Source organism: Cryobacterium sp. Hh7, assembly GCF_004403155.1.
GTDB lineage: Bacteria > Actinomycetota > Actinomycetes > Actinomycetales > Microbacteriaceae > Cryobacterium > Cryobacterium levicorallinum.
In genome coordinates, this window is sequence record NZ_SOHG01000016.1 from 1 (window position 1) to 20,002 (window position 20,002).

At 63.6% G+C, this 20,002-nt stretch carries 18 protein-coding genes, 1 tRNA gene and 1 other RNA gene; 11 read left to right on the forward strand and 9 right to left on the reverse strand.

Translation table 11 applies throughout. The features are described from left to right. Positions 1 to 340 precede the first annotated feature (340 nt). Entirely contained in the window at positions 341 to 862 is a 522-nt protein-coding gene (locus E3T43_RS05035) for a DUF3145 domain-containing protein (protein WP_134471585.1), read from the forward strand. Between the two features lie 151 nt (positions 863 to 1,013). Here E3T43_RS05035 and E3T43_RS05040 read toward each other — a convergent pair whose 3' ends face one another. The 6 genes from E3T43_RS05040 to aceE all read right to left on the reverse strand — a co-directional run bounded on the left by E3T43_RS05040 (position 1,014) and on the right by aceE (position 8,646). Then, positions 1,014 to 2,249, reverse strand: a complete 1,236-nt coding sequence (locus tag E3T43_RS05040) for a beta-ketoacyl synthase (RefSeq protein ID WP_134471586.1) — start codon at positions 2,247 to 2,249, stop codon at positions 1,014 to 1,016. Between the two features lie 104 nt (positions 2,250 to 2,353). After that, on the reverse strand, positions 2,354 to 2,602 hold the full coding sequence (locus E3T43_RS05045; protein ID WP_092108059.1) for an acyl carrier protein: 249 nt from the start codon (positions 2,600 to 2,602) through the stop codon (positions 2,354 to 2,356). Positions 2,603 to 2,660: 58 nt separating this feature from the next. Then, a complete protein-coding gene (locus E3T43_RS05050) occupies positions 2,661 to 3,665 on the reverse strand; it encodes a beta-ketoacyl-ACP synthase III (RefSeq protein ID WP_134443917.1) in 1,005 nt (334 codons plus the stop codon). Between the two features lie 17 nt (positions 3,666 to 3,682). Further along, positions 3,683 to 4,603 (reverse strand): ACP S-malonyltransferase, encoded by a 921-nt coding sequence (locus E3T43_RS05055; protein ID WP_134471587.1) that lies wholly within the window; start codon positions 4,601 to 4,603, stop codon positions 3,683 to 3,685. A 108-nt stretch (positions 4,604 to 4,711) separates the two neighbouring features. After that, positions 4,712 to 5,914 (reverse strand): CdaR family transcriptional regulator, encoded by a 1,203-nt coding sequence (locus E3T43_RS05060; protein WP_241978827.1) that lies wholly within the window; start codon positions 5,912 to 5,914, stop codon positions 4,712 to 4,714. 5 nt (positions 5,915 to 5,919) lie between these two features. Beyond that, positions 5,920 to 8,646, reverse strand: a complete 2,727-nt coding sequence (gene aceE / locus E3T43_RS05065; protein ID WP_134471588.1) for a pyruvate dehydrogenase (acetyl-transferring), homodimeric type — start codon at positions 8,644 to 8,646, stop codon at positions 5,920 to 5,922. Positions 8,647 to 8,911: 265 nt separating this feature from the next. Between aceE and E3T43_RS05070 the strand changes: the two genes are divergently transcribed. From E3T43_RS05070 to E3T43_RS05080, 3 genes are all read left to right on the forward strand, one after another. Then, positions 8,912 to 9,382 (forward strand): peroxiredoxin, encoded by a 471-nt coding sequence (locus E3T43_RS05070; protein WP_092448732.1) that lies wholly within the window; start codon positions 8,912 to 8,914, stop codon positions 9,380 to 9,382. A gap of 39 nt (positions 9,383 to 9,421) precedes the next feature. Next, positions 9,422 to 9,494: transfer RNA gene (locus E3T43_RS05075), tRNA-Val, on the forward strand. Between the two features lie 103 nt (positions 9,495 to 9,597). Continuing rightward, a complete protein-coding gene (locus E3T43_RS05080) occupies positions 9,598 to 9,816 on the forward strand; it encodes a hypothetical protein (RefSeq protein ID WP_134471589.1) in 219 nt (72 codons plus the stop codon). A gap of 114 nt (positions 9,817 to 9,930) precedes the next feature. Here the strand turns inward: E3T43_RS05080 and E3T43_RS05085 are convergent, their stop codons facing one another. Then, the gene (locus tag E3T43_RS05085) at positions 9,931 to 11,802 is read right to left on the reverse strand and encodes a PA domain-containing protein (protein ID WP_134471590.1); all 1,872 of its coding nucleotides are present in this window, start codon (positions 11,800 to 11,802) and stop codon (positions 9,931 to 9,933) included. Between the two features lie 758 nt (positions 11,803 to 12,560). Here E3T43_RS05085 and E3T43_RS05090 point away from each other — a divergent pair. The 6 genes from E3T43_RS05090 to rnpB all read left to right on the forward strand — a co-directional run bounded on the left by E3T43_RS05090 (position 12,561) and on the right by rnpB (position 16,485). Beyond that, a complete protein-coding gene (locus tag E3T43_RS05090) occupies positions 12,561 to 13,172 on the forward strand; it encodes a GAF and ANTAR domain-containing protein (protein ID WP_370449895.1) in 612 nt (203 codons plus the stop codon). Between the two features lie 9 nt (positions 13,173 to 13,181). After that, entirely contained in the window at positions 13,182 to 13,895 is a 714-nt protein-coding gene (locus E3T43_RS05095) for a GAF and ANTAR domain-containing protein (RefSeq protein WP_174844325.1), read from the forward strand. Between the two features lie 136 nt (positions 13,896 to 14,031). After that, on the forward strand, positions 14,032 to 14,367 hold the full coding sequence (locus E3T43_RS05100; protein ID WP_134443923.1) for a hypothetical protein: 336 nt from the start codon (positions 14,032 to 14,034) through the stop codon (positions 14,365 to 14,367). An 81-nt stretch (positions 14,368 to 14,448) separates the two neighbouring features. Continuing rightward, a complete protein-coding gene (locus tag E3T43_RS05105) occupies positions 14,449 to 15,267 on the forward strand; it encodes a Nif3-like dinuclear metal center hexameric protein (protein ID WP_134471592.1) in 819 nt (272 codons plus the stop codon). 52 nt (positions 15,268 to 15,319) lie between these two features. Then, positions 15,320 to 16,057 (forward strand): zinc ribbon domain-containing protein, encoded by a 738-nt coding sequence (locus tag E3T43_RS05110; protein ID WP_134471593.1) that lies wholly within the window; start codon positions 15,320 to 15,322, stop codon positions 16,055 to 16,057. Positions 16,058 to 16,105: 48 nt separating this feature from the next. Beyond that, positions 16,106 to 16,485: RNase P RNA component class A (gene rnpB / locus E3T43_RS05115), an RNA gene on the forward strand. 7 nt (positions 16,486 to 16,492) lie between these two features. Here rnpB and E3T43_RS05120 read toward each other — a convergent pair. Both E3T43_RS05120 and E3T43_RS05125 read right to left on the reverse strand, forming a co-directional pair. Next, positions 16,493 to 17,245 (reverse strand): response regulator, encoded by a 753-nt coding sequence (locus E3T43_RS05120; protein ID WP_134471594.1) that lies wholly within the window; start codon positions 17,243 to 17,245, stop codon positions 16,493 to 16,495. Next, positions 17,242 to 18,819, reverse strand: coding sequence for a sensor histidine kinase (locus E3T43_RS05125; RefSeq protein WP_241978829.1), 1,578 nt, complete (start codon positions 18,817 to 18,819; stop codon positions 17,242 to 17,244). The genes E3T43_RS05120 and E3T43_RS05125 overlap by 4 nt, the downstream gene beginning before the upstream one ends. 175 nt (positions 18,820 to 18,994) lie before the next feature. Between E3T43_RS05125 and E3T43_RS05130 the strand changes: the two genes are divergently transcribed. Continuing rightward, a complete protein-coding gene (locus tag E3T43_RS05130) occupies positions 18,995 to 20,002 on the forward strand; it encodes a tripartite tricarboxylate transporter substrate binding protein (RefSeq protein WP_134443928.1) in 1,008 nt (335 codons plus the stop codon).

Genomic DNA, 20,002 nt, shown 5'->3' on the forward strand with positions numbered 1-20,002 from the left:
ACCCTGCATCACCCCAGTCTTAACGACCACGAGCCAACCCCCGGCAGGCGCGCCTTAAAAAAGCGAAACCACACCCAAAGTTGTTCAGCAGACTCCTAGGCGCCCACGCGGCCCAAGGCGGATCTGCGACTCGCGATCATCAGGTCGTGATGCCCGCGCCCGCTTGTCAATCCACAGCTCCCTGGGGCATAATGGCGCTATCGACTGCACGGGATCTCCATTGGGGTGAACGCGACTGCCGCACAATTTCACATCCACCATCGTGCTCACAGCCTCAGGTTGGGAGTCCGGTCGTTCCGAGGTCGTTGGGGAAGACGCACCTACAGAACGGAGAAACGCGATGGACGCAGTACAGAACCGTCGGGCGCCGATCGCGCGGGGGGTGCTTTTCGTGCACTCTTCTCCGCGCGCCTTGTGTCCGCACGTCGAGTGGGCCGCTGGGCGTGCGCTCGGCGAGGCGGTGAACTTCGACTGGTCTGAGCAGCCCGCGCTGCCCGGATCCCAGCGGGCTGAATATTACTGGCAGGGCGCCCCGGGTACCGGCGCTGTTCTCGCTTCTAGCCTGAGAGGCTGGGACCACCTGCGCTTCGAAGTGACCGAAGATGCCGGGCGGGGAACGGATGGCGGCCGTTGGCTGCACACACCGGGTCTGGGCATTTTTCATGCCCAGACGGACAGCGTGGGCAACGTTGTCGTGCCGGAGGACCGCATCCGCTCTGCTATGGACAGCGCCGGCGCCAATGCAATCGACCTGCACCGCGAGTTGCGGCTCGCCCTCGGGCAATCCTGGGACGACGAGTTGGAACCATTCCGGCAGGCGAGCGACCTGAACGCGGTGGTCTGGCTGCACCAGGTGGGTTGAACCGCTAGGCCGCGCAACGTGCGGTTCGCCGGTAGTGGCGCGGCCTGTCGACCGGTGACTTTACCCGGCGGCAAGATCACGAAGTCACCTGAACCGCCCGACAGAAATGACCCCGTCCAGCTGGACGGGGTCATTCTCTATTCGCGCAAAACTAGACCGAGCGGAACGCGACGACGGCGTTGTGACCGCCGAAGCCGAAGGAGTTGCTCAGGGCGAGCAGGTCTCCGGCTGGCAGTGCGCGCGGCGTCGTGACGACGTCGAGCGGAATTTCCGGGTCCTGCGACGTGAGGTTGATCGTCGGCGGCGCGGTGCGCTCAGCGAGGGCCTTGACCGTGAAGAACGCCTCGAGGGCGCCGGCGCCACCGAGCAGGTGACCGGTCGACGCCTTGGTGGCCGAGACCGGGATGCCGTCGAGCAGATCTCCGAACACCCGCTTGAGGGCGTTGTATTCGGCAATGTCGCCGACCGGGGTGCTGGTGGCGTGGGCGTTGATGTGCGAGACGTCGGCGAGCGAGGCGCCGGCGTTCTGAACGGTCGACACCATCGCGCGGGCGGCTGCGGTCCCCTCGGGGTCCGGCGCCGTCACGTGGTAGGCATCGCTGTTGACTACGCCTCCGACCAGTTCGGCGTAGATGTGTGCGCCACGTGCCTTGGCGTGCTCTTCGGTTTCGATGACGAGTGCGGCAGCGCCCTCACCGAGCACGAATCCGTCGCGGGTGACGTCGTAGGGGCGGCTCGCGGTTGCCGGGTCGTCATTGCGCGTCGACAGGGCGTGCATCGCCGCGAAGGATGCGATGGGCAGCGGGTGGATCGCGGCCTCAGAGCCACCGGCGATGACGATGTCGGCTAATCCAGCCTGCAGACGGTTGTAGGCGTTGACCAAAGCCTCGGTACTGGAGGCACAGGCGGAGACCACGGTGGTGATGCCGGCCCGGGCGTGCAGGTCCATTCCGATGGCCGCTCCCGGGCCGTTCGGCATGAGCATCGGCACGGTCATCGGCAGCACGCGACGGGGGCCGCGTTCGCGCAGGGTGTCCCAGGCGTCGAGCAGGGTCCAGACTCCACCGATTCCGGTGGCCCAGTCCACGGCCAGGCGTTCCGGCTCCACCTCGGGGGCGCCGGCATCCGCCCAGGCTTCGCGCCCGGCGATGAGGGCAAACTGGCTGGACGGGTCAAGGCGTTTGACCTCAAAGCGCTGCAGCACGTCCGCGGTCTTCACGCGGGCCTGTGCGGCAAAAGTTACGGGGATCGCCGTTTCGGCGACCCAGGCTTGTTCGAGGGTGGTAGCGCCCGATTCGCCGGCCAGAAGGGCCGTCCAGGTGTCGACCGCCGTGCCGCCCAGCGGCGTAGCGGCACCGATTCCGGTGATAACGATTTTCTTGGTCATAAGTCAACTCTCCATGGAACGACAAACGTGTGGGCCGGCGCGATCTGCCACCAGCCCAATGAACAGGTCGGCCGATTTCCGGCCGACCTGGTTCAGGATCGGGCCTAGTCCTGTGCCTTCACGATGAACTCAACGGCGTCGCCGACGGTCTTGAGGTTCTTGACCTCTTCATCGGGGATCTTCACGTCGAACTTCTCTTCTGCGTTGACGACAATGGTCATCATCGAGATGGAGTCGATGTCGAGGTCATCGGTGAACGACTTGCCGAGCTCAACCGTGTCGGTTGCTATTCCGGTCTCGTCGTTGATGAGCTCGGCCAGGCCGGTCAGAACTTCTTCGGTGGACAGTGCCATGTTTTTCTCCTTGAGGGGTGTCTCGGTTGACCGAGACCTAGTTTAGGGGGTGGGTTGGTTAGGGCAGCACAACGACTTGCGCACCGAACACGAGTCCGGCACCAAAGCCGATCTGCAGAGCGAGGCCGCCGCTGAGCTCGGGGTGTTCCTCGAGCAGACGGTGCGTGGCGAGCGGAATCGAAGCGGATGACGTGTTGCCCGTGTTAGCGACATCACGCGCGATGACCACGGACTCCGGCAGCTTGAGCTGCTTGGCGAACTCGTCGATGATGCGCATGTTGGCCTGGTGGGGAATGAAGGCGGCAAGGTCGGCGCTCTCGATTCCGGCTACTTCGAGGGCTTTCTTGGCCACCTTGGCCATGTCCCAGACGGCCCAACGAAAGACGGTTTGCCCTTGCTGACGCAGGGTTGGCCAGTCGGCCTCGCCGCGACGGTACTCCTGAAGGGTGTGATTCATGTGAATCGCGTCTGCTTTGGATCCGTCGGAGCCCCACACCGTGGTGGAGATACCCGGGTAGTCGCTCGGGCCGATCACGATAGCGCCGGCACCGTCGCCGAGCAGGAACGAAATGCTGCGGTCGGTCGGGTCGACGAGTTCGGAGAGCTTCTCGGCACCGATGACGAGTGCATAGTGCGCGGCGCCGGTGCGAATCAGCGCGTCGGCCTGGGCGACGGCGTAGGCATAACCGGCGCAGGCCGCGTTGATGTCGTAAGCCGCGGCCGGGTTGGTGCCGACCCGATCGGCGACGACGGCAGCGATCGACGGGGTCTGGCGGCTGTTGCTGATGGTCGCGACGATCACGGCGTCGATGAGGGCTGGGTCGATGCCGCTTCTCTCGATGGCCTCGCGGGCGGCATCCGTTGCCAGATCGACGGCATCGATGTCCTGGCCGGCCCGAGCACGCGTGATGATGCCGGTGCGCTGCTGAATCCACTCGTCAGACGAATCGATCGCTTCGACCAGGTCGTCGTTGGGCACGAGGTGTTCGCCGCGGGCGGCGCCGACGGACAGAATGCGGGTGAACTGCGGTCCGTGGGACTGCTGGAGTGTGGGCTTTGGCATTGTCTCTCTCATAACATTCAGGACTGCTGGTCGATCATGGCCCAGGCGGCGGGCAGGTCGTCCGGGGTCTTGATGGCGACACTCGGGACGCCTTTCAGGCCGCGTTTGGCGAGACCGACGAGGGCGCCGGCGGGTGCGAGCTCGATGATTCCGGTGACTCCCGCCGCAGCGAAAGTCTCCATGCACTTGTCCCACCGTACCGGCGAGGACACTTGACCGACGAGTAGCTTCACAAAACGGATGCCCTCACTCACCCGGTCGCCGTCGCGGTTGGTCCAGATCGGGAGGGTCGGATTGGCGGGGCTGAGCGAGTCGGCGACTACGGTCATCCGCTCGACGGCCGGTTGCATATAGCGAGTGTGGAATGCACCGGCGACCTGAAGCGGGATGACCCTGGCGCGGTGCGGGGGAGTCTCGGCGAGGGCGGCGAGGGCGTCGAGGGTGCCGGCGACGACGATTTGGCCGCTGCCGTTGAAGTTGGCCGGTTCCAGACCGAGCTCGGCGACCCGGGCCAGCAGCTCGGTTTCGTCGGCCCCGATGACGGCGCTCATGCCCGTGGGTACCAGCGCGGAAGCCGCCTGCATGGCCAGGCCGCGTTCCCGGACAAAGCGCACCGCCTCGGCGTTGCTGAGGATGCCGGCGCCGGCAGCCGCGGTGAGTTCGCCGACCGAGTGTCCGGCGATACCGGCAATGCGGTCGCGGCGTCCATCCGTGAGCAGGGCCTCGAGGGTAAGGATGCCGGCGGCGACGATCAGCGGCTGGGCGATCGCAGTGTCGCGGATCGTGTCGGCGTCACTGATGGTGCCGTGGGCGACGAGGTCGAGTTCAGCGTCTTCGGAAATTTGGCGGAGACCGGCACTGAAGGCCGGCATAGCCAGCCAGGGTTCGAGGAATCCGGGGGTTTGGGAGCCCTGACCCGGGCAGACGACAACGATCACTTAATTATTCTTCCAATCTGGCAGCGCGAATGAGTGTGCAGATCACACTAAGTATTCATGAAACCTTTGTTTGCAGCAGCACATTTGGCCGGTGAACGCGGGTGGCGGTCAGCGGCGGCGGGTGGAACCGTCGTGGTCGCTGATCGAGCCGATAATCAGGGCGGACTGCAGAATGAGCGCCTCGCGGGCTCCGGTGGCGTCGTAGCCGATGACTTCGGAGACTCGCTTGAGGCGGTAGCGCACGGTGTTGGGGTGCACGAAAAGTTCCCGGGCGGTCGCCTCGAGTGAGCGCCCATTGTCGAGGTAACACCACAGCGTCGTGAGCAACTCGGTGGAATGCGCCTGCAACGGGCGGTAAATCCGGTGGATGAGCGTGGCTCGGGCGAGCGGATCGCCAGCCAGGGCGCGCTCGGGCAGCAGGTCGTCGGCTTGCACCGGGCGCGGCGCATTCCGCCACGACCGAGCAACGGCAAAACCGGCCAGCGCCGCTTTGGCACTCTTGGACGCGTCGACCAGGTTGGGCACCTCGTGCCCGAGCACCAAATGTCCCGGCCCGAAGATGGGCTCGAGCGCCATGGCGATCTCCATGAAGGTCAGCGCTGCCGCTGTGCCGACGTCCTCACTGTCGACCGGCGCCGGGCGGGCACGCCCGATCACGAGCACCAACCGATTGCCCTGCACACCGATGAGCACGTCGGCCGCCATGTGGCGCGCGGCGCGGCGCAACTGGTCGACATCGAGCATCTGCGATGTGGTGCCGACGAGCACACAGACCTCGCCGTGGCCGTGCCAGCCGAGGGCCGCGATGCGACTGGGCAGCTCATCGTCGTATTCCCCGCTGAGAATGGAATCGACGACGAGGGCTTCGAGGCGGGCGTCCCAGAGCCCGCGCGCCTCGGCGGCGCGCGCGTAGACATCCGCTGCTCCGAAGGCAATCTCGCGTGAGTAGAGCAGGATCGCTTCCCGGAGAGACTCTCCACCGTCCTTGACGCGTTCCTCGACGACCTCGACGGTCACTCGAATGAGCTGCAGCGTTTGCTGCAGGCTCACCGAGCGCAGCAGCTCGCGCGGAGCGGCGCCGAAGACGTCTGCGGCGATCCACGGGGTTGACCGCGGGTCGTCGAACCACGAAATGAAGCTCGTAATTCCGGCCTGGGCGACCAGGCCGACAGCGGACCGCCGCCCTGGTGGCATGTCGCCATACCAGGACAGCGTGTCTTCGAGTCGTTTCAGCGTCTGCGTGGACAACTCACCGGAGATGGTGCGCAACCAGTTGAGAGTCTGCTCTTTCGTCTTGGGCGCCGGTGCCACTGCTTTTAGCTCTCGCCCCCGGCGGAGCCGGTGGTGCCCGCGCTCACGTCGTGCAGGCGATACTTGGCGATGGCCTGGCCGGCCAGGCTCCGGTCGACCTCGCCGCGGCGGGCGAGCAGCTCGAGAGTGCGCACCACCATCGACGGGCCGTCGATCTTGAAGAATCGACGCGCTGCCGGGCGGGTGTCCGAGAAGCCGAAGCTGTCGGCGCCGAGGGTGGCGAAGTCGCTCGGCACGAACTGGCGAATCTGGTCGGGAACGGCGTGCATGAAGTCCGACACGGCCACGAACGGGCCGGCAGCTCCCTCGAGCTTCGAGGTGACATACGGAATGCGTGGTTCGTCGTCGGGATTGAGAAAGTTGTGCTCCTCGGCGGCCAGGCCATCGCGACGCAGTTCCGTCCACGACGTGACGGACCAGACATCGGCCGAAACGCCCCAGTCGTCGGCGAGAAGCTTCGCAGCTTCCAGCGCCCACGGAACGGCAACACCCGAGGCCAGCAACTGGGCCTTCGGTCCGCTGACCGTTGACGCGCTCACCCGGTGGATACCGCGCAATATGCCGTCAACGTCGACATTTTCGGGCTCGACCGGCTGCACGGCCGGCTCGTTGTAGACGGTGATGTAGTACATGACGTTCGGGTCGGTGTGGGCGCCGCCGTACATGCGCTCGAGGCCGGCGCGCACGATGTGGCCGATCTCGTACCCATAGGCGGGGTCATACGAGACGACGGCCGGGTTGGTCGACGCGAGAAGGGGAGAGTGGCCGTCGGCGTGCTGCAGGCCTTCTCCGGTCAACGTCGTGCGCCCGGCCGTAGCGCCAATGATGAACCCGCGGGTCATCATATCGCCGGCTGCCCACAGGGCGTCGCCCGTGCGCTGGAATCCGAACATGGAGTAGAAGACGTACACCGGAATGAGCGGTTCACCCTGGGTGGAATACGACGTGCCGACGTTGGTGAATGCCGCGGCGGCGCCAGCCTCGTTGATGCCCACGTGCAGGATCTGGCCCTGCGGGCTCTCCTTGTAAGACAGCAGCTGGGCGTGGTCAACGGACGTGTAGTGCTGGCCGTTGGGGTTGTAGATCTTCGCGGTCGGGAAGAACGCGTCGATACCAAAGGTACGTGCTTCGTCGGGGATGATCGGCACGATGCGATTGCCAAAGTCCTTGGCCCGCACGAGCTCCTTGAGGAGCCGCACGAACGACATCGTCGTAGCGATCTCCTGGGTGCCTGAACCCTTCTTGGCGACCTTGTAGGTGTCGTCGCCGGGAAGGTTCAGCTTGGCGTGCTTGGTGCGACGTTCGGGCAGATAACCACCGAGCGCACGACGACGCTCGTGCATGTACTGGATCGCCTCATCCTGGTCGCCGGGGGTGTAGTACGGCGGAAGGTACGGGTTTTCCTCGAGCTGGGCATCCGTGATCGGCACGTGCATGCTGTCTCGGAACGACTTGAGGTTGTCGAGGGTCATCTTCTTCATCTGGTGGGTCGCGTTGCGGCCCTCGAAGCTCGGACCGAGGCCGTAGCCCTTAATCGTCTTCGCCAGGATGACGGTGGGCTGGCCCTGGTGCTCGGACGCTGCCTTGAACGCGGCGTACACCTTGCGGTAATCGTGGCCGCCGCGCTTGAGGTTCCAGACCTCGTCGTCGCTCAAGTGTTCGACGAGCTTGAGCGCACGCGGATCGCGACCGAAGAAGTTCTCACGCACGTAGGCGCCGCTCTCGGCCTTGTAGGTCTGGTAGTCGCCGTCGGGCGTGACGTTCATCAGGTTAATCAGGGCGCCGTCGACGTCGTTCTTGAGCAGGTTGTCCCACTCGCGACCCCAAACGACCTTGATGACGTTCCAGCCGGCACCGCGGAAGAAGCTTTCCAGCTCCTGGATGATCTTGCCGTTACCGCGCACCGGGCCATCGAGTCGCTGCAGGTTGCAGTTGATCACGAAATTGAGGTTGTCGAGGCCCTCGTTGGCGGCGACCTGCAGCTGGCCGCGGCTTTCGACCTCGTCCATTTCGCCGTCGCCGAGGAACGCCCAGACCTGCTGGTCGCTCGCATCCTTGATGCCGCGGTTGGTCAGGTAGCGGTTCAGCTGCGCCTGGTAGATCGCGTTGATCGGGCCGAGGCCCATCGACACGGTGGGGAACTGCCAGAATTCCGGCATCAAACGCGGGTGAGGGTACGAAGAGATGCCGTCGGGGGCATGCGACTTTTCCTGGCGGAAACCGTCGAGTTGGTTCTCGGTCAGGCGGCCCTCTAGGAAGGCACGCGCGTAAGTACCGGGGGAGGCGTGGCCCTGGATGAAGATCTGGTCGCCGCCGCCCGGGTGGTCCTGGCCGCGGAAGAAGTGGTTGAAACCGACCTCGTAGAGGGCAGCGGATGACGCGTACGTCGCGATGTGCCCGCCGACGGCGATGCCGGGGCGCTGGGCCCGGTGCACCAGAACGGCAGCATTCCAGCGGATCCAGGCACGGTAGCGGCGCTCGATGTCTTCATCGCCGGGAAAATCGGGTTCGTTCTCCGTGGCAATGGTGTTGATGTAGTCCGTCGTCGGAACCATCGGCACGCCGAGGTGCAGCTCCTTCGAGCGCTTCAACAGGCTCAGCATGATCTCGCGCCCGCGTTCGTGGCCGTGTTCGGCAACGAGCGAATCGAGGGATTGCGACCACTCAGCAGTCTCCTCCGGATCTGAGTCGGCGTTGTTCGTCGAATACGGGTCCTGGTCGTTGACCGTCATAGTCGACCTCTCCTCTGTGATTGATGCAGCCTGGGGTATATGCAGCGATGATGCCCCGCGGCTTGAACACAACGGTGGCAGGTGCCGTAACAGATCAGGTTGGATTGCAACCGGCGGCACCACGTAAGCCTACAGATTTCGCAACTTGTCCGTGCGCGGGCGTGGCTGAACCAAAAGGCGTGTCCGCTGTGACACCGGACATATTGCAGAGCTAGAGTGTGTCACCGGCCAATCCATGCGCCCGGCACCGAGGAAAGAAGCTCCCATCGCTCTCGAAAATGACACCCAGGCCCCCGATTTCAAGCTCATCAATCAGTTTGGTGAAACGGTTCAGTTGAGCCAGTATCGGGGGATCAAATCCGTCGCTCTGGTATTCTTCCCGCTGGCGTTCTCCGGCATCTGCAGTGGCGAACTGTGTGAACTGCGTGACAACCTGGCCCTGTTTGAAGACGGCGGAGTCGAGCTCATCGGAATTTCGGTCGATTCCCGTCATGCACTGCGGGCCTTCGGTGAGCAGGAAAAATACACCTTCGACCTCGTGGCCGATTTCTGGCCGCACGGCGCCGTTGCGAAAGAATACGGCGTCTTTCTCGAGGACAAGGGCTTCGCTAACCGCGCGACGTTTTTGATCGATCCGAGCGGCATCATTCGGGCGAGTTTCATCACAGCACCGGGCGAAGCTCGTCCGATCGACGCCTACCGGGCAGCCCTTGGACAGCTCGTACCCGCCCTCTGACCTATACTGAACAGACCCGGTGACCTTGAGTCGTCGTCGGGGCCTTTAGCTCAGTTGGTAGAGCGCCACGTTTACACCGTGGATGTCATCGGTTCGAGCCCGGTAGGGCCCACAGTATTAATGCCTGATCAGAGAAATTATCTGCGTAATGCGCAGTCTTCGCGACGCTCAGCTTGTTGTAGTCCGACTTGGCATTCAGATTGTGGCCATTGGCGATGATCCAAGTTTTGTGGGACGGCGGAGCCTCGCTGACCGCCACCGAGAACCACAGCAGCAACGAGCCCGAACTCGTGCGTCAGATCAGCGATACGCTCGCACCAACCGTGGGTCGTCTGGTCTTCAACGGCTTCTCGACGGGGGTTCGGGCGTCATGGGCTCAGCACCACGACACGATTCCCCGTCACATCGACGGTGCCCGGGTGCTGCCCCGCTGAACCGGCGGGTCGAGATGGCCCGGCGCCTCCCACGGCGCACCGGGACAAACGAAATCGCTCCTGAGGGTGTCTCAGGAGCGATTTCGTGTGGGTAATTCAGATCAGGCTGTCGGCTCAGTTTCCCGTGTATCGGAAGATGTACAGCCCGAAATCACGGTCGCTGGCGGCAACGTATTCGACGCCGTTGTTCTCGAACACGTCCACACCCCAGAAGTTGTTGCCGCCCTCGTCAATGAAGCGACCCGTCTCGACGAGTTTGTCGTCGATGATTTTGGTCACTCGAAAACCTCCCGCGTAATACGAGAAGTACGCCAGGTCGGCCCGCTGCTTGGACGTGGCCACCTCGTGAACCGAGAGGTCGCCGAAGCCCGCAGCGTAGGCCGGGTCCATGGCTTCGGGAATTGCATAGGTGTCCAGCTCGGACATTTTTCCCGTCGAGTTGTCAAAGAGGTGCACATAACCCCAACCGTCGAAGAACGCGCGCACGGAAACGAGGTCTCCGACGGCGCCCAGACTCAGGCCGGGAATCACGCTGGCAGCACCGGCGAGGCAGGCCGCGTTATCGTACGAGGCCTCGAGGTCGAAGAAACCGAATCCGGTTTGACGGTCGACCGAAGAGGTCGAGATGGTGCCGGCAACGCTCATCCCGAACGCGCCGCATCCGTCGGAACCCTCGCGGTTGATAATGACGATTCCGTCATAGCCGCCGGCCGCTTCAACGTTCGCCACCTTCTCGGTGAACGCGCACAGGCCGCGGGTGACGATCGCGATCTGGCTGCCGCTTGCGGTGACCGGTGCCGGTAGCACAATCGGATCACCGGAACATGCCTGTCCCGCGTAGACGGCATCACCGGTCAGTGACTCGCCGCCTTGCAGCTGCGGGGTGTCGCTGCCCTGCGAGATCTGAAACGGCGTCGCGGCATCATCCGTGGTGCCCTCCGCGCCGTTGGGCGCGAAGTCCTCGTCGGCACCGATTATGAACCTGTTGTCCAGGGTGAACTCACCCTGGTGGCCGTTGCCTTCGGGCTTCTCGATCAGGCCTGCCGACTCCTGAAGCTGCGGGTCGGGGTTGGTGAAGTCCGTATCGCCGATATAGCTCGGGTTGTGCACGTCGGTCATGTCGACCGTGACGTATCCGGCGTCCCAGTACGACAACAGCATCACCTGTTTTCCGTCGATCTGCTTGACGACGAGGTCATGCAGAAACACGTCGGTCAGGTTCGCCGGTGCGTTCTGGAGGATCTGCGGAAAGGTCTTGTCCAGATCGTATTCGGCGGTCAGGAACGGCTTCTTCGGGTTGGTGATGTCCATAATGTCGACATCGGTGCCCTCGTCGTTGTCAACGATGACCGCGTACGCCTTGTCGCCGGCATCCCAGGCGAAGACGCTGTGGGTCTGGTTGGCGGTCTTCTTGCCCTGACCATCGGCTGTTGAATCGCCAACGCCCACGGCGAGTGGTGTGGGGTGCTCGGGATTCGTCACGTCATAGAGATTCATGCCGCCGAAACCTGCTTTGTCCTTGCACTTCTCGTTGTTGGTGACGAGCACGTCGCCGGTAAAGGCTGGCGTATCGAGTTGCAGGGCCTGGACACCCTCGCCCGGGTAGCTGCCCTCCTTGGACTGGATAAACGCGACCTCCTTCGGCTTCGCGGGGTCCTTGATATCCACGACGTGCACCCCGTTGTAGGTGCACGATACGACGCCCCACGCAGCAAGGTAGGCATAATCCTTGAAGACGCCCACGTCGGCGATCTTTTCAGGCACCGCGTTCTTCATCTTCAGTTTGGAGACTACGGTGACATTGGACTGTGTTGCCGGCAGATGACCGACCGTTCCGCCGTGCTGGTGGGCGTCGCGAGCGCCGTCGGCGGTCGATATCGAGCCGTCGTCCCCGGGTCGGGCCGATGCGACGGATGTTGTGGCGAGGATCAACGCTGCGACGGACACCAGCGTCAGTCCAGCGCGAATGGCAGGTGATTTGACCATGACACTCCTTCGGTGCGGAATTTTGAATCGAACGTTCGAACCGTAGTCCGCCCTTACACACTTTGGCAAGGAAGTACAAATCGACCAGGGTGTGGCCGCCATGGCGATACGGTGCGCATGCGTCGCCATGGCCTGCCCCTCGCGGTGGATTTCGATCCGAATTTCTGCCGGACGCTTGTTTATCGCAAGCGTGGTTCACGCGGACAGCAGGATGGCCGAGAGCGCGACCAGAACCCGCGGGGAGAAGGTCCTCTGCACGCGTGCATTCCGTGGCCTCATGTGGGCCTGCTGCCCTCGGTCCGCGGGAGCCCCGGGTCACGACCAGCGGCACCGCCGGTGTTCGGTGCCGCCAAGCTCGTCATGCTCGGCTAGTGTTGCGTACAGGCAGAACAAATCTGCTGGGTGTTTTGAGCTGGCGAGGCGTTGGTGTTCCAGCAGCAGGATTCGCCACAATCCCGGATTTTCGGGCGAGTGACCGCAAATGCGCAGTCAGTGAAAGCCCGTGTTCTTGCGGATTTTTTATTGAATTTGGTTGCGACCGGACCTTTTACACCGTGGATGTTATCGGTTCGAGCCCGGTAGAGCCCACAGAGAATTCTTCCAGAACTTGTGATCGTGAGGTCGAATGACACGCACGACGCAGGGCTTCTGGGTTGGGCTGGTGTGTTGTGCCTGATCGGCTGGCATTCGGGGCCGCGGTCGAACAGCTGTCACTCGCTCACGAAAGCCGCACCAGTATCTGTGCCCCTTTCATACAGGTGCTGCCGGTCAATGCCGCAGCGGTGTGCACGCTCGGGGCCCCGTTTGGGTCCGAGACCGTGAGCGCGAGCAATGCCATGGCGGCCCACTTCGACGAGCTGCAATTCGACCTGGGTGAGGGGCCTGCCTGGGTGGCGCTGGCCACCAGACGGCCCGTACTCGTCGACAACTTTGCGACGTCGTCGGGCGCGACCTGGCCGGCGCTGATGAAAGCCGCACGGAACACCGAAGTGCACGCCGTCTACGCCTTTCCACTCATCATGGGGTCGGTCGATATCGGAGCTGTCTCGCTGTTTTCGACCCGCTCCGGCGGCCTCACACCCGCGCAGATTCTGGACGCGGAAGTGCTCGCACAGATCGCCGCGCTCCAGGTCTTACGTCGATCCCTCACCGCGCAAACATTGAAAACGAATCTGGAAGATAATGAAGGATATTCGCGGCGTGTCGTTCATCAAGCGACCGGAATGGTTCTGGCCCAGCTCAATCTTTCCGCGGCCGACGCGCTTCTAATAATTCATGGACATGCTTTTGCTCATGGACGAACTGTTCGGGAAGTCGCCGCAGATGTAGTGACACGACGATTGGATTTCTCGTCGATTCCCGAGTCTTAGAATGGAAATATGGTGACAAAAACCCGGGAGGGTCAACTCCTTGAGACCTTCGTTACCCTGGCCGACACACTCGTCGCCGACTACGATGTCGTCGACCTCTTGCACACCCTGGTTGAGAAATGCGCCGCCCTGCTGGAGGCTTCGGCGGCGGGCATCATCCTGTCGGCCGGTGACGGCGAGCTGGAAGTCGTGGCGTCGACCAACGAACGCAGCCGCCTGGTCGAAATTCTGCAGCTGCGAGCCGGGAGCGGCCCGTGCGTCGAGAGCTTCACCTCCGGGCTGGCCGTCGCCGTTCCCGACATCGACAGCACGGGCGATAAATGGCCCAAGTTTCGCCAGGGGGCACTCGCCCAGGGCTTCGCCTCGATGCACGCCGTACCGCTGCGCCTGCGGGCAACGACCATCGGCTCACTCAATCTGTTCTGGGATCGCACCGGCGGGCTGAGTACGGCCGACACCAACACGGTGCAGGCACTCGCGGATGTCGCGACCATCGGCATCCTGCAGGAGCGCGCAATTCGCGAAAGCGACATCGTGCGCCAGCAACTTCAGCACGCGCTGAGCAGTCGAGTGTTGATCGAACAGGCCAAGGGCGTCGTGGCGTACACCCACGGGGTGCACATGGGCGATGCCTTCGACAAGATTCGCGAGTATTCCCGTCATAACGGTCTTCCGCTGGCCGATGTGGCCGAGCGCATCGTCAATCGCGTACTGATCCTCTAGCGTTGCAGCGTAAACCGCGACTAGTTGCGAACTAGCCGAGACTTACCTCCCGTTTAAGCTGGGCGGGCATATACTGATATTCGCCGCCCCGGACCCTGGCAGCACACGCACTGAACGTGAGCTTGCGAGGGAGATCATGAAACGTATATTTCACCCCGGTGGGTCAGTGATTACCGGCAGCGATCTGGCTGATGCGGTCTTGCTGTATGCCGAGGCACTGTGTAACCGTCGACAAGTCGACGTCGTTGATATACCAGTCATGGGCGACGGCGGTATTCTCCTTCGTGCTCAGTTTTTGATCGGTTCCGCGAGTCAGCTGGTCAGCGTCACCGCGGACAGTCTGTCGCCAGAACTGGTCGAACCGGAAACCACGGACTTTCTGCACCGCAAGGCCCAAACCGGAGCCATGATTCCGGCGGCGTGGACCCGAGAGGAGTCGGCTGCCGCGCAGTTCGACGAGTTCGACTACTGACCTATCTTTTCGCGGACCCGACGCATCGGGTTGCGTCGTGTCCGCGAAACCTTGGCACCGGTCGCCCGGTAGGCTGAACGGGTGCCATTCTCGCTCGCCGACGTTACCCGCGTCGCTCATACCCTCTGGCCCCCGGGCGGTGCCGAAGCGTGGGATGCGCCGGGGCTGGTCAGTGGCGATCCGAACGGACCGATTCGCAGCATCCACTTGGCCGTCGATACCGTCGCCGACACGGTCGACGAGGCTATTGCGGCCGGCGCCGACCTGTTGCTGACGCATCATCCGTTGCTGCTGCGCGGTGTTACGAGCATCGCCGAGGACACCTACAAGGGCGCACTGCTCAGGCGGCTGATTCGCGCCGACTGTGCCCTGTTGGCCGCCCACACCAACGCAGACGTGGTTGCTGGCGGCGTGTCCGACGTGATCGCCAGTCGGCTGGGGCTGATCGACGCACTGCCCATTACGAGTGGCGCTGTGCCGGGCACCGGCATCGGACGGGTTGGTCGTCTGCCGAAACCGACCACGCTCGGACACCTGGCACACACAGTGCTGGCCCTGTTGCCGGCCACGGCTTCCGGGGTTCGCGTCGCCGGCGACTATGCAGCCCCGATCACGACGGTTGCTCTCTGTGGCGGTGCCGGTGATTCCCTGCTTCGCAATCCGCAGGTGCTGGCAGCGGATGTCTACATAACCTCCGATCTGCGCCATCACCCGGCGCAGGAGGCGCGCGAGCAGGCGCTCTGCGTCGGCGGACCCGCCCTCATCGACGTCGCACACTGGGCCAGCGAATGGCTCTGGCTGGAGCCGGCGGCCGTGCAGTTGCGGGCGAGCCTGCCGGGGGTGTCGGTCACGGTGAGTGAGTTGAACACCGACCCGTGGGATTTTTCCGTCGTGCACTAATTCTTTTTTCTTTCGTCAGTACAACTCAATTCCAGCGTTAGGTCAGGACATCGTGAAGGCATCACCACTCCAGCAGAAAGAACTTCTGCGGCTTCAGGCCCTCGACATCAAGGTTCTTCAGCTCAGCCACCAGTCAAAATCACTCGCGGCGCACACCGAGCTTTCCGCGCTCAACCGGGAGGCTGAGGCCAGCCGTATGAAGCTGCTCGGCCGGTCCGGCGAGCTCGACGACGTGCGCACCGAATTGGGACGCATCGAGAGCGACGTTGAGGTCGTCGAGAAGCGCATTGCCCGCGATACCGACCGCCTGCAGCACACCTCATCGATCAAGGACATCCAGGCCCTGGACTCCGAGGTGGCCTCACTCAAGAAGCGCCTGTTCGATCTCGAGGAGATTGAGATTGCCGTGCTTGAGCGCCAGGAAGAGCACGAGGCGGCCGTCGCTGTGGTGGAGCAGGAACGCGACGCCATCGCCGAGCGGGTCGCCGCGACGGAAGCCGTTCGGGATGAGTCGCTGGTCGACCTCAACCGTCAGCTCGGCGAGTTGACCCGTGATCGCGCGACGATCGCGGCTACCATTCCCGATGACCTCGCTGCCCTGTACGAGCGCCTGCGCATCAGCGGACACGGCAACGCCGCGGCGCTGCTGCGTGCCCGCACCTGCAGCGGATGCACGATGACCCTGACCGGGAGCGACCTCGCTGATGCCCGTCAGGCTCCGGCGGACGAGGTCATCTTCTGCCCCGACTGTGGCGCCGTGCTGGTGCGCACCGAAGAGTCCGGAATCTAGCGCCGGTTCGCACGTCGCCTGCTCGCCCGGTAGGCTTTGTAGTCGGAATGGGTCGGCAAGACGGTCGCGTCATTCGGGAGATCTTCGGGTCAAGCGGATGCCGAGGAACGTCCGGGCTCCATAGAGCAGGATGGTGGGTAACACCCACCCGGGGTAACCCGCGAGACAGTGCCACAGAAAGTAGACCGCCACCAGCGCGAGCTGGGGGTAAGGGTGAAACGGTGGTGTAAGAGACCACCAGAGGCCAGGGTGACCTGGTCGGCTCGGTAAACCTCGTCCGGAGCAAGGTCAGACAGAAAGCGTTGAGGCGGCTCGCCGAGCTTTCGGGTAGACCGCTAGAGGGCTGCGGCAACGTAGTCACGAGATAGATGGCCGTCGACGGTGTGCAAGCACCTGGACAGAACCCGGCGTACTAGCCGGCCCATTCCACTTCATTTACCCCGCGGTCCAGTGATAGAGCTTCTCCGGACGCCCGGCGTGACCATATTTTTGGGTGATGCCGGCACGTTCGGCGGCGACCAGGAATTCAAGATATCTGCGGGCGCTCACCCGAGCCAGACCCAGGTTTTGGGCTACGTCGCTGGCCGAGATGCCCACGGTGGCGCGCTTGAGCGTGGCCACGACGGCGTCGAGCGTCACCTCGGACAGCCCCTTGGACAGCGCCAACCCGGTGGGCCCAGGGGCACTGGCGGGCGGCGCGACCGTGCCGGGTTGCAGCATCCGGTCTATTCGGGCCTGGTCGAGCATCGATGCTGTTACGGCGGCGTGTTCGTGCAGGTCCAGCCGATGTTGAACGTACTGGTCGAGTCGCTCCAGCAGCACGGTCGAGGTGAACGGTTTGACCAGGTAATGCATGACCCCACCGGCCATCGCCGCCCGCACGGTATCGAGCTCCCTGGCAGCGGTGATGGCAATGATATCGACCGGGTCGCCGGGAAGATTGCGCGCGGCCCGCAGCACCTCGATGCCGGACATACCGGGCAGATGGATGTCCAACAGCACCAGGTCTGGCTTCAGCCTCGTGATCAGATCGAGGCCGTCGGTGCCGGTATAGGCGACGCCGACGATCTCGAACCCACCGTGAGCGAGCAGAAAACCGGTGTGAATTCCCGCGACTGCACGGTCATCGTCGATGACGACCGTGCGGATGAGAGCCGTGCAAACGGGATCCGTGCGAATGAGTGTCATGAGGCGGTTCCAATGGGGTTGGGCGAAGATGGTACGGCGGCCAGGAGCACGGTGAAGGTTGCTCCGCCGTGCTGCGACGGCTTGGAGGTGACGAATCCGGTGCGGCGCACGGCTACGCGCTGCACGAGCGCCAAGCCGAAACCGCGTGCTCCGGGGCGGCTGGCGTCCCGGGTGGACTGGCCTGCTTCAAATATTCGCACGCGGTCCTTCTCCTTGATTCCGGGGCCGTCATCGGAAACGACGATGGTGGCACCGGTCCTGTCTTCACTGAGGCGAACGTGGATGGTGCCGTCGGCACCGATCGCCTCCATCGCATTGTCGATGAGATTGCCGAGTACAGTGACCGGATCCGTCGTCCCATCGGGTGCCAGAGTAGAATTTTCGTCGATTACCAGATTGATGCCCTTCTCCGCTGCGATGGTGCTCTTGGCCATGAGCAGACTCGCCACGTCCGGGTCGGTGATGCCAGGGGAGAGCGCACGGGAGAGCACGGAACCACCGTGCCCGGCGCGAGTGATGAAATCCACCACCTGTTCGGTGCGCCCCAGTTCGATGAGCCCCGAAATGACATGCATCTTGTTGGCGAATTCGTGGGCCTGGGCGCGCAAAGCCTGCGTCACATCCCTGGCGCCATCCAGGTCTTGCAGAAGCTGGTGCAGCTCGGTCCGGTCCCGCAGAATCAATACCCGGCCGACCAGTCGACCGTCGACGGCGGCATCGTTGGACCGCGCCAGCAGAACGCGTTCACCAACGAGCACGGTCTCATCGCTCTCCCCGCTCTCGGCCAGCATCCTGGCCAGTTCCGCACCGACCACGTCCGTCGCCGGACGCCCCACCGAGTCATCGTCCGCGCCGAGAAGTCTGCGAGCCTCGTCGTTGACCAGCGCGACGGAACCGGCGGCATCCACCGCGACGAGGCCCTCGCCGATACCGTGCAGCATCGCCTCGCGGGTCTCCAGCAGGGAGGCGATCTCTTCGGGCTCCAGCCGGTGGATCCGGCGCCACACCATCCGAGAGATCATCGTGGCCCCGGCTGTTCCCACCAGGGCAGCCCCGACGAGCCAGATCACCAGTTCGGGCAGTACCTTGTACAGGTCGGCGCGCAGCGTCTGCTCCAGAATTCCCACCGAGGCCATGCCGATGATGACTCCGGACTCGTCGTAGATGGGTAGTTTGACCCGCCAGGTTTCCCCGAGCGTACCGGTCTGCGTGCCGACATAGGTTGCACCAGACAGCGCAATCGACGGATCGGTCGAGGTTACGCGGCCGATCATGGCCGGGTTTGGATGCGAATAGCGCACGCCGGTGTCGTCGGTAACGACGACGTAGGTCACATTGGCGGCCTCGGAGATCAGCTCGGCAATGGGCTGAATGGTGGCGCTGGGATCACTGTCGTCAAAGGCATCCACGATCGCGGGCAGCTCGGCCACCGACTGCGCGACTCCCACCATGCGGGCTTGATAGGCATCACGAATCTGCTGCTCCTGCAAGCGGATGGCGACCGACCCGGCAACGAGGACGACGATGAGAACAATAAAGAGTTGCAGGAAGAACAACTGTGTTCTCAGCGACATCGACTGAATCATTTTCCCATTCTCCCATCTGGCCAGGCGTGCAGTCCGACGGGCGCTGTCCGTAATGACCAATATGCGCACTATGACCGAATTCTTCCGCGGGCCGACGGGGCTCCATACGCTGGGGCACAGCGTAGCCATACGCATCACAGTGAAGTGAATAGAGGAAGACAGCATGAAACAAGGCTCAATGACGCGTCGAACCGGTTTGATCGTGACGGCGGCAGCATCCGTTCTGCTACTCGCCGGGTGCAGCACCCCGGCAGCGACCAGCGGCGGCAGCGATGAGGCTGCAGCCGGCATCGACAAGCTCAACATCATCGTCCCAGCCGACCCGGGCGGCGGCTGGGACCAGACCGGTCGGGCCATCGAAAAGGACCTGCAGGCCAACGACCTCGTGACGAGCGCCTCCGTCGTCAACGTCGGCGGCGCCGGCGGCACCAACGGGCTCGCCGCCATGAAGACCGAGAAGGACATCAACACCCTCATGGTGATGGGCTATGTCATGGTCGGTGCCGTCGAAACGAACAGCGCGGCCAACCGCATCGAAGACACCACCCCGATCGCCCGCCTCACCGACGAACCGCTCGTCGTGGTCGTTCCGGCGGATTCCCCGTACGACACCATTGGCGATCTGCTCGACGACATCGGCGAGACCGGCCAGGCTGTCTCGATCACGGGCGGATCGGCCGGCGGCGCCGACCACATCCTGGCCGGCATGATGCTCAAGGAACAGGGTATCGGCGCTGACAAGCTCAACTACATTCCCTACTCGGGCGGTGGAGAGTCCCTGGCGGCGCTGCTCGGCAACAAGGTCAACGCCGGCATCTCCGGCGTCGGCGAGTATGCCGAGCAGGTCAAGGCCGGCAAGTTGCGGGCTCTGGCCGTGTCGGGATCGGATGCTGCCCCGCAGCTTCCCGACACCGAAACACTGACCGATCAGGGAATCGACGTTGTGCTGACGAACTGGCGCGGCGTGGTCGCCCCCGGATCCATCGATGCCGCACAGGCGAAGATCCTCACCACGCTGATGGAAGACCTGCACGCCACCGACACCTGGCAGACCACCCTCACCGATAACAACTGGGCGGATGCCTTCATGATCGGCGATGAGTTCGCCGATTTCCTCACTGAAGACATCGCGACGGTGAAGGTCACGCTGAAAGACATCGGTCTGCTGTAA

Coding starts and splice junctions, on each gene's coding strand:
- E3T43_RS05035 (WP_134471585.1), top strand. CDS start 341: ATGGACGCAGTACAGAACCGTCGGGCGCCGATCGCGCGGGGGGTGCTT.
- E3T43_RS05040 (WP_134471586.1), bottom strand. CDS start 2,249: ATGACCAAGAAAATCGTTATCACCGGAATCGGTGCCGCTACGCCGCTG.
- E3T43_RS05045 (WP_092108059.1), bottom strand. CDS start 2,602: ATGGCACTGTCCACCGAAGAAGTTCTGACCGGCCTGGCCGAGCTCATC.
- E3T43_RS05050 (WP_134443917.1), bottom strand. CDS start 3,665: ATGCCAAAGCCCACACTCCAGCAGTCCCACGGACCGCAGTTCACCCGC.
- aceE (WP_134471588.1), bottom strand. CDS start 8,646: ATGACGGTCAACGACCAGGACCCGTATTCGACGAACAACGCCGACTCA.
- E3T43_RS05080 (WP_134471589.1), top strand. CDS start 9,598: ATGATCCAAGTTTTGTGGGACGGCGGAGCCTCGCTGACCGCCACCGAG.
- E3T43_RS05085 (WP_134471590.1), bottom strand. CDS start 11,802: ATGGTCAAATCACCTGCCATTCGCGCTGGACTGACGCTGGTGTCCGTC.
- E3T43_RS05095 (WP_174844325.1), top strand. CDS start 13,182: ATGGTGACAAAAACCCGGGAGGGTCAACTCCTTGAGACCTTCGTTACC.
- E3T43_RS05100 (WP_134443923.1), top strand. CDS start 14,032: ATGAAACGTATATTTCACCCCGGTGGGTCAGTGATTACCGGCAGCGAT.
- E3T43_RS05120 (WP_134471594.1), bottom strand. CDS start 17,245: ATGACACTCATTCGCACGGATCCCGTTTGCACGGCTCTCATCCGCACG.
- E3T43_RS05125 (WP_241978829.1), bottom strand. CDS start 18,819: ATGTCGCTGAGAACACAGTTGTTCTTCCTGCAACTCTTTATTGTTCTC.
- E3T43_RS05130 (WP_134443928.1), top strand. CDS start 18,995: ATGAAACAAGGCTCAATGACGCGTCGAACCGGTTTGATCGTGACGGCG.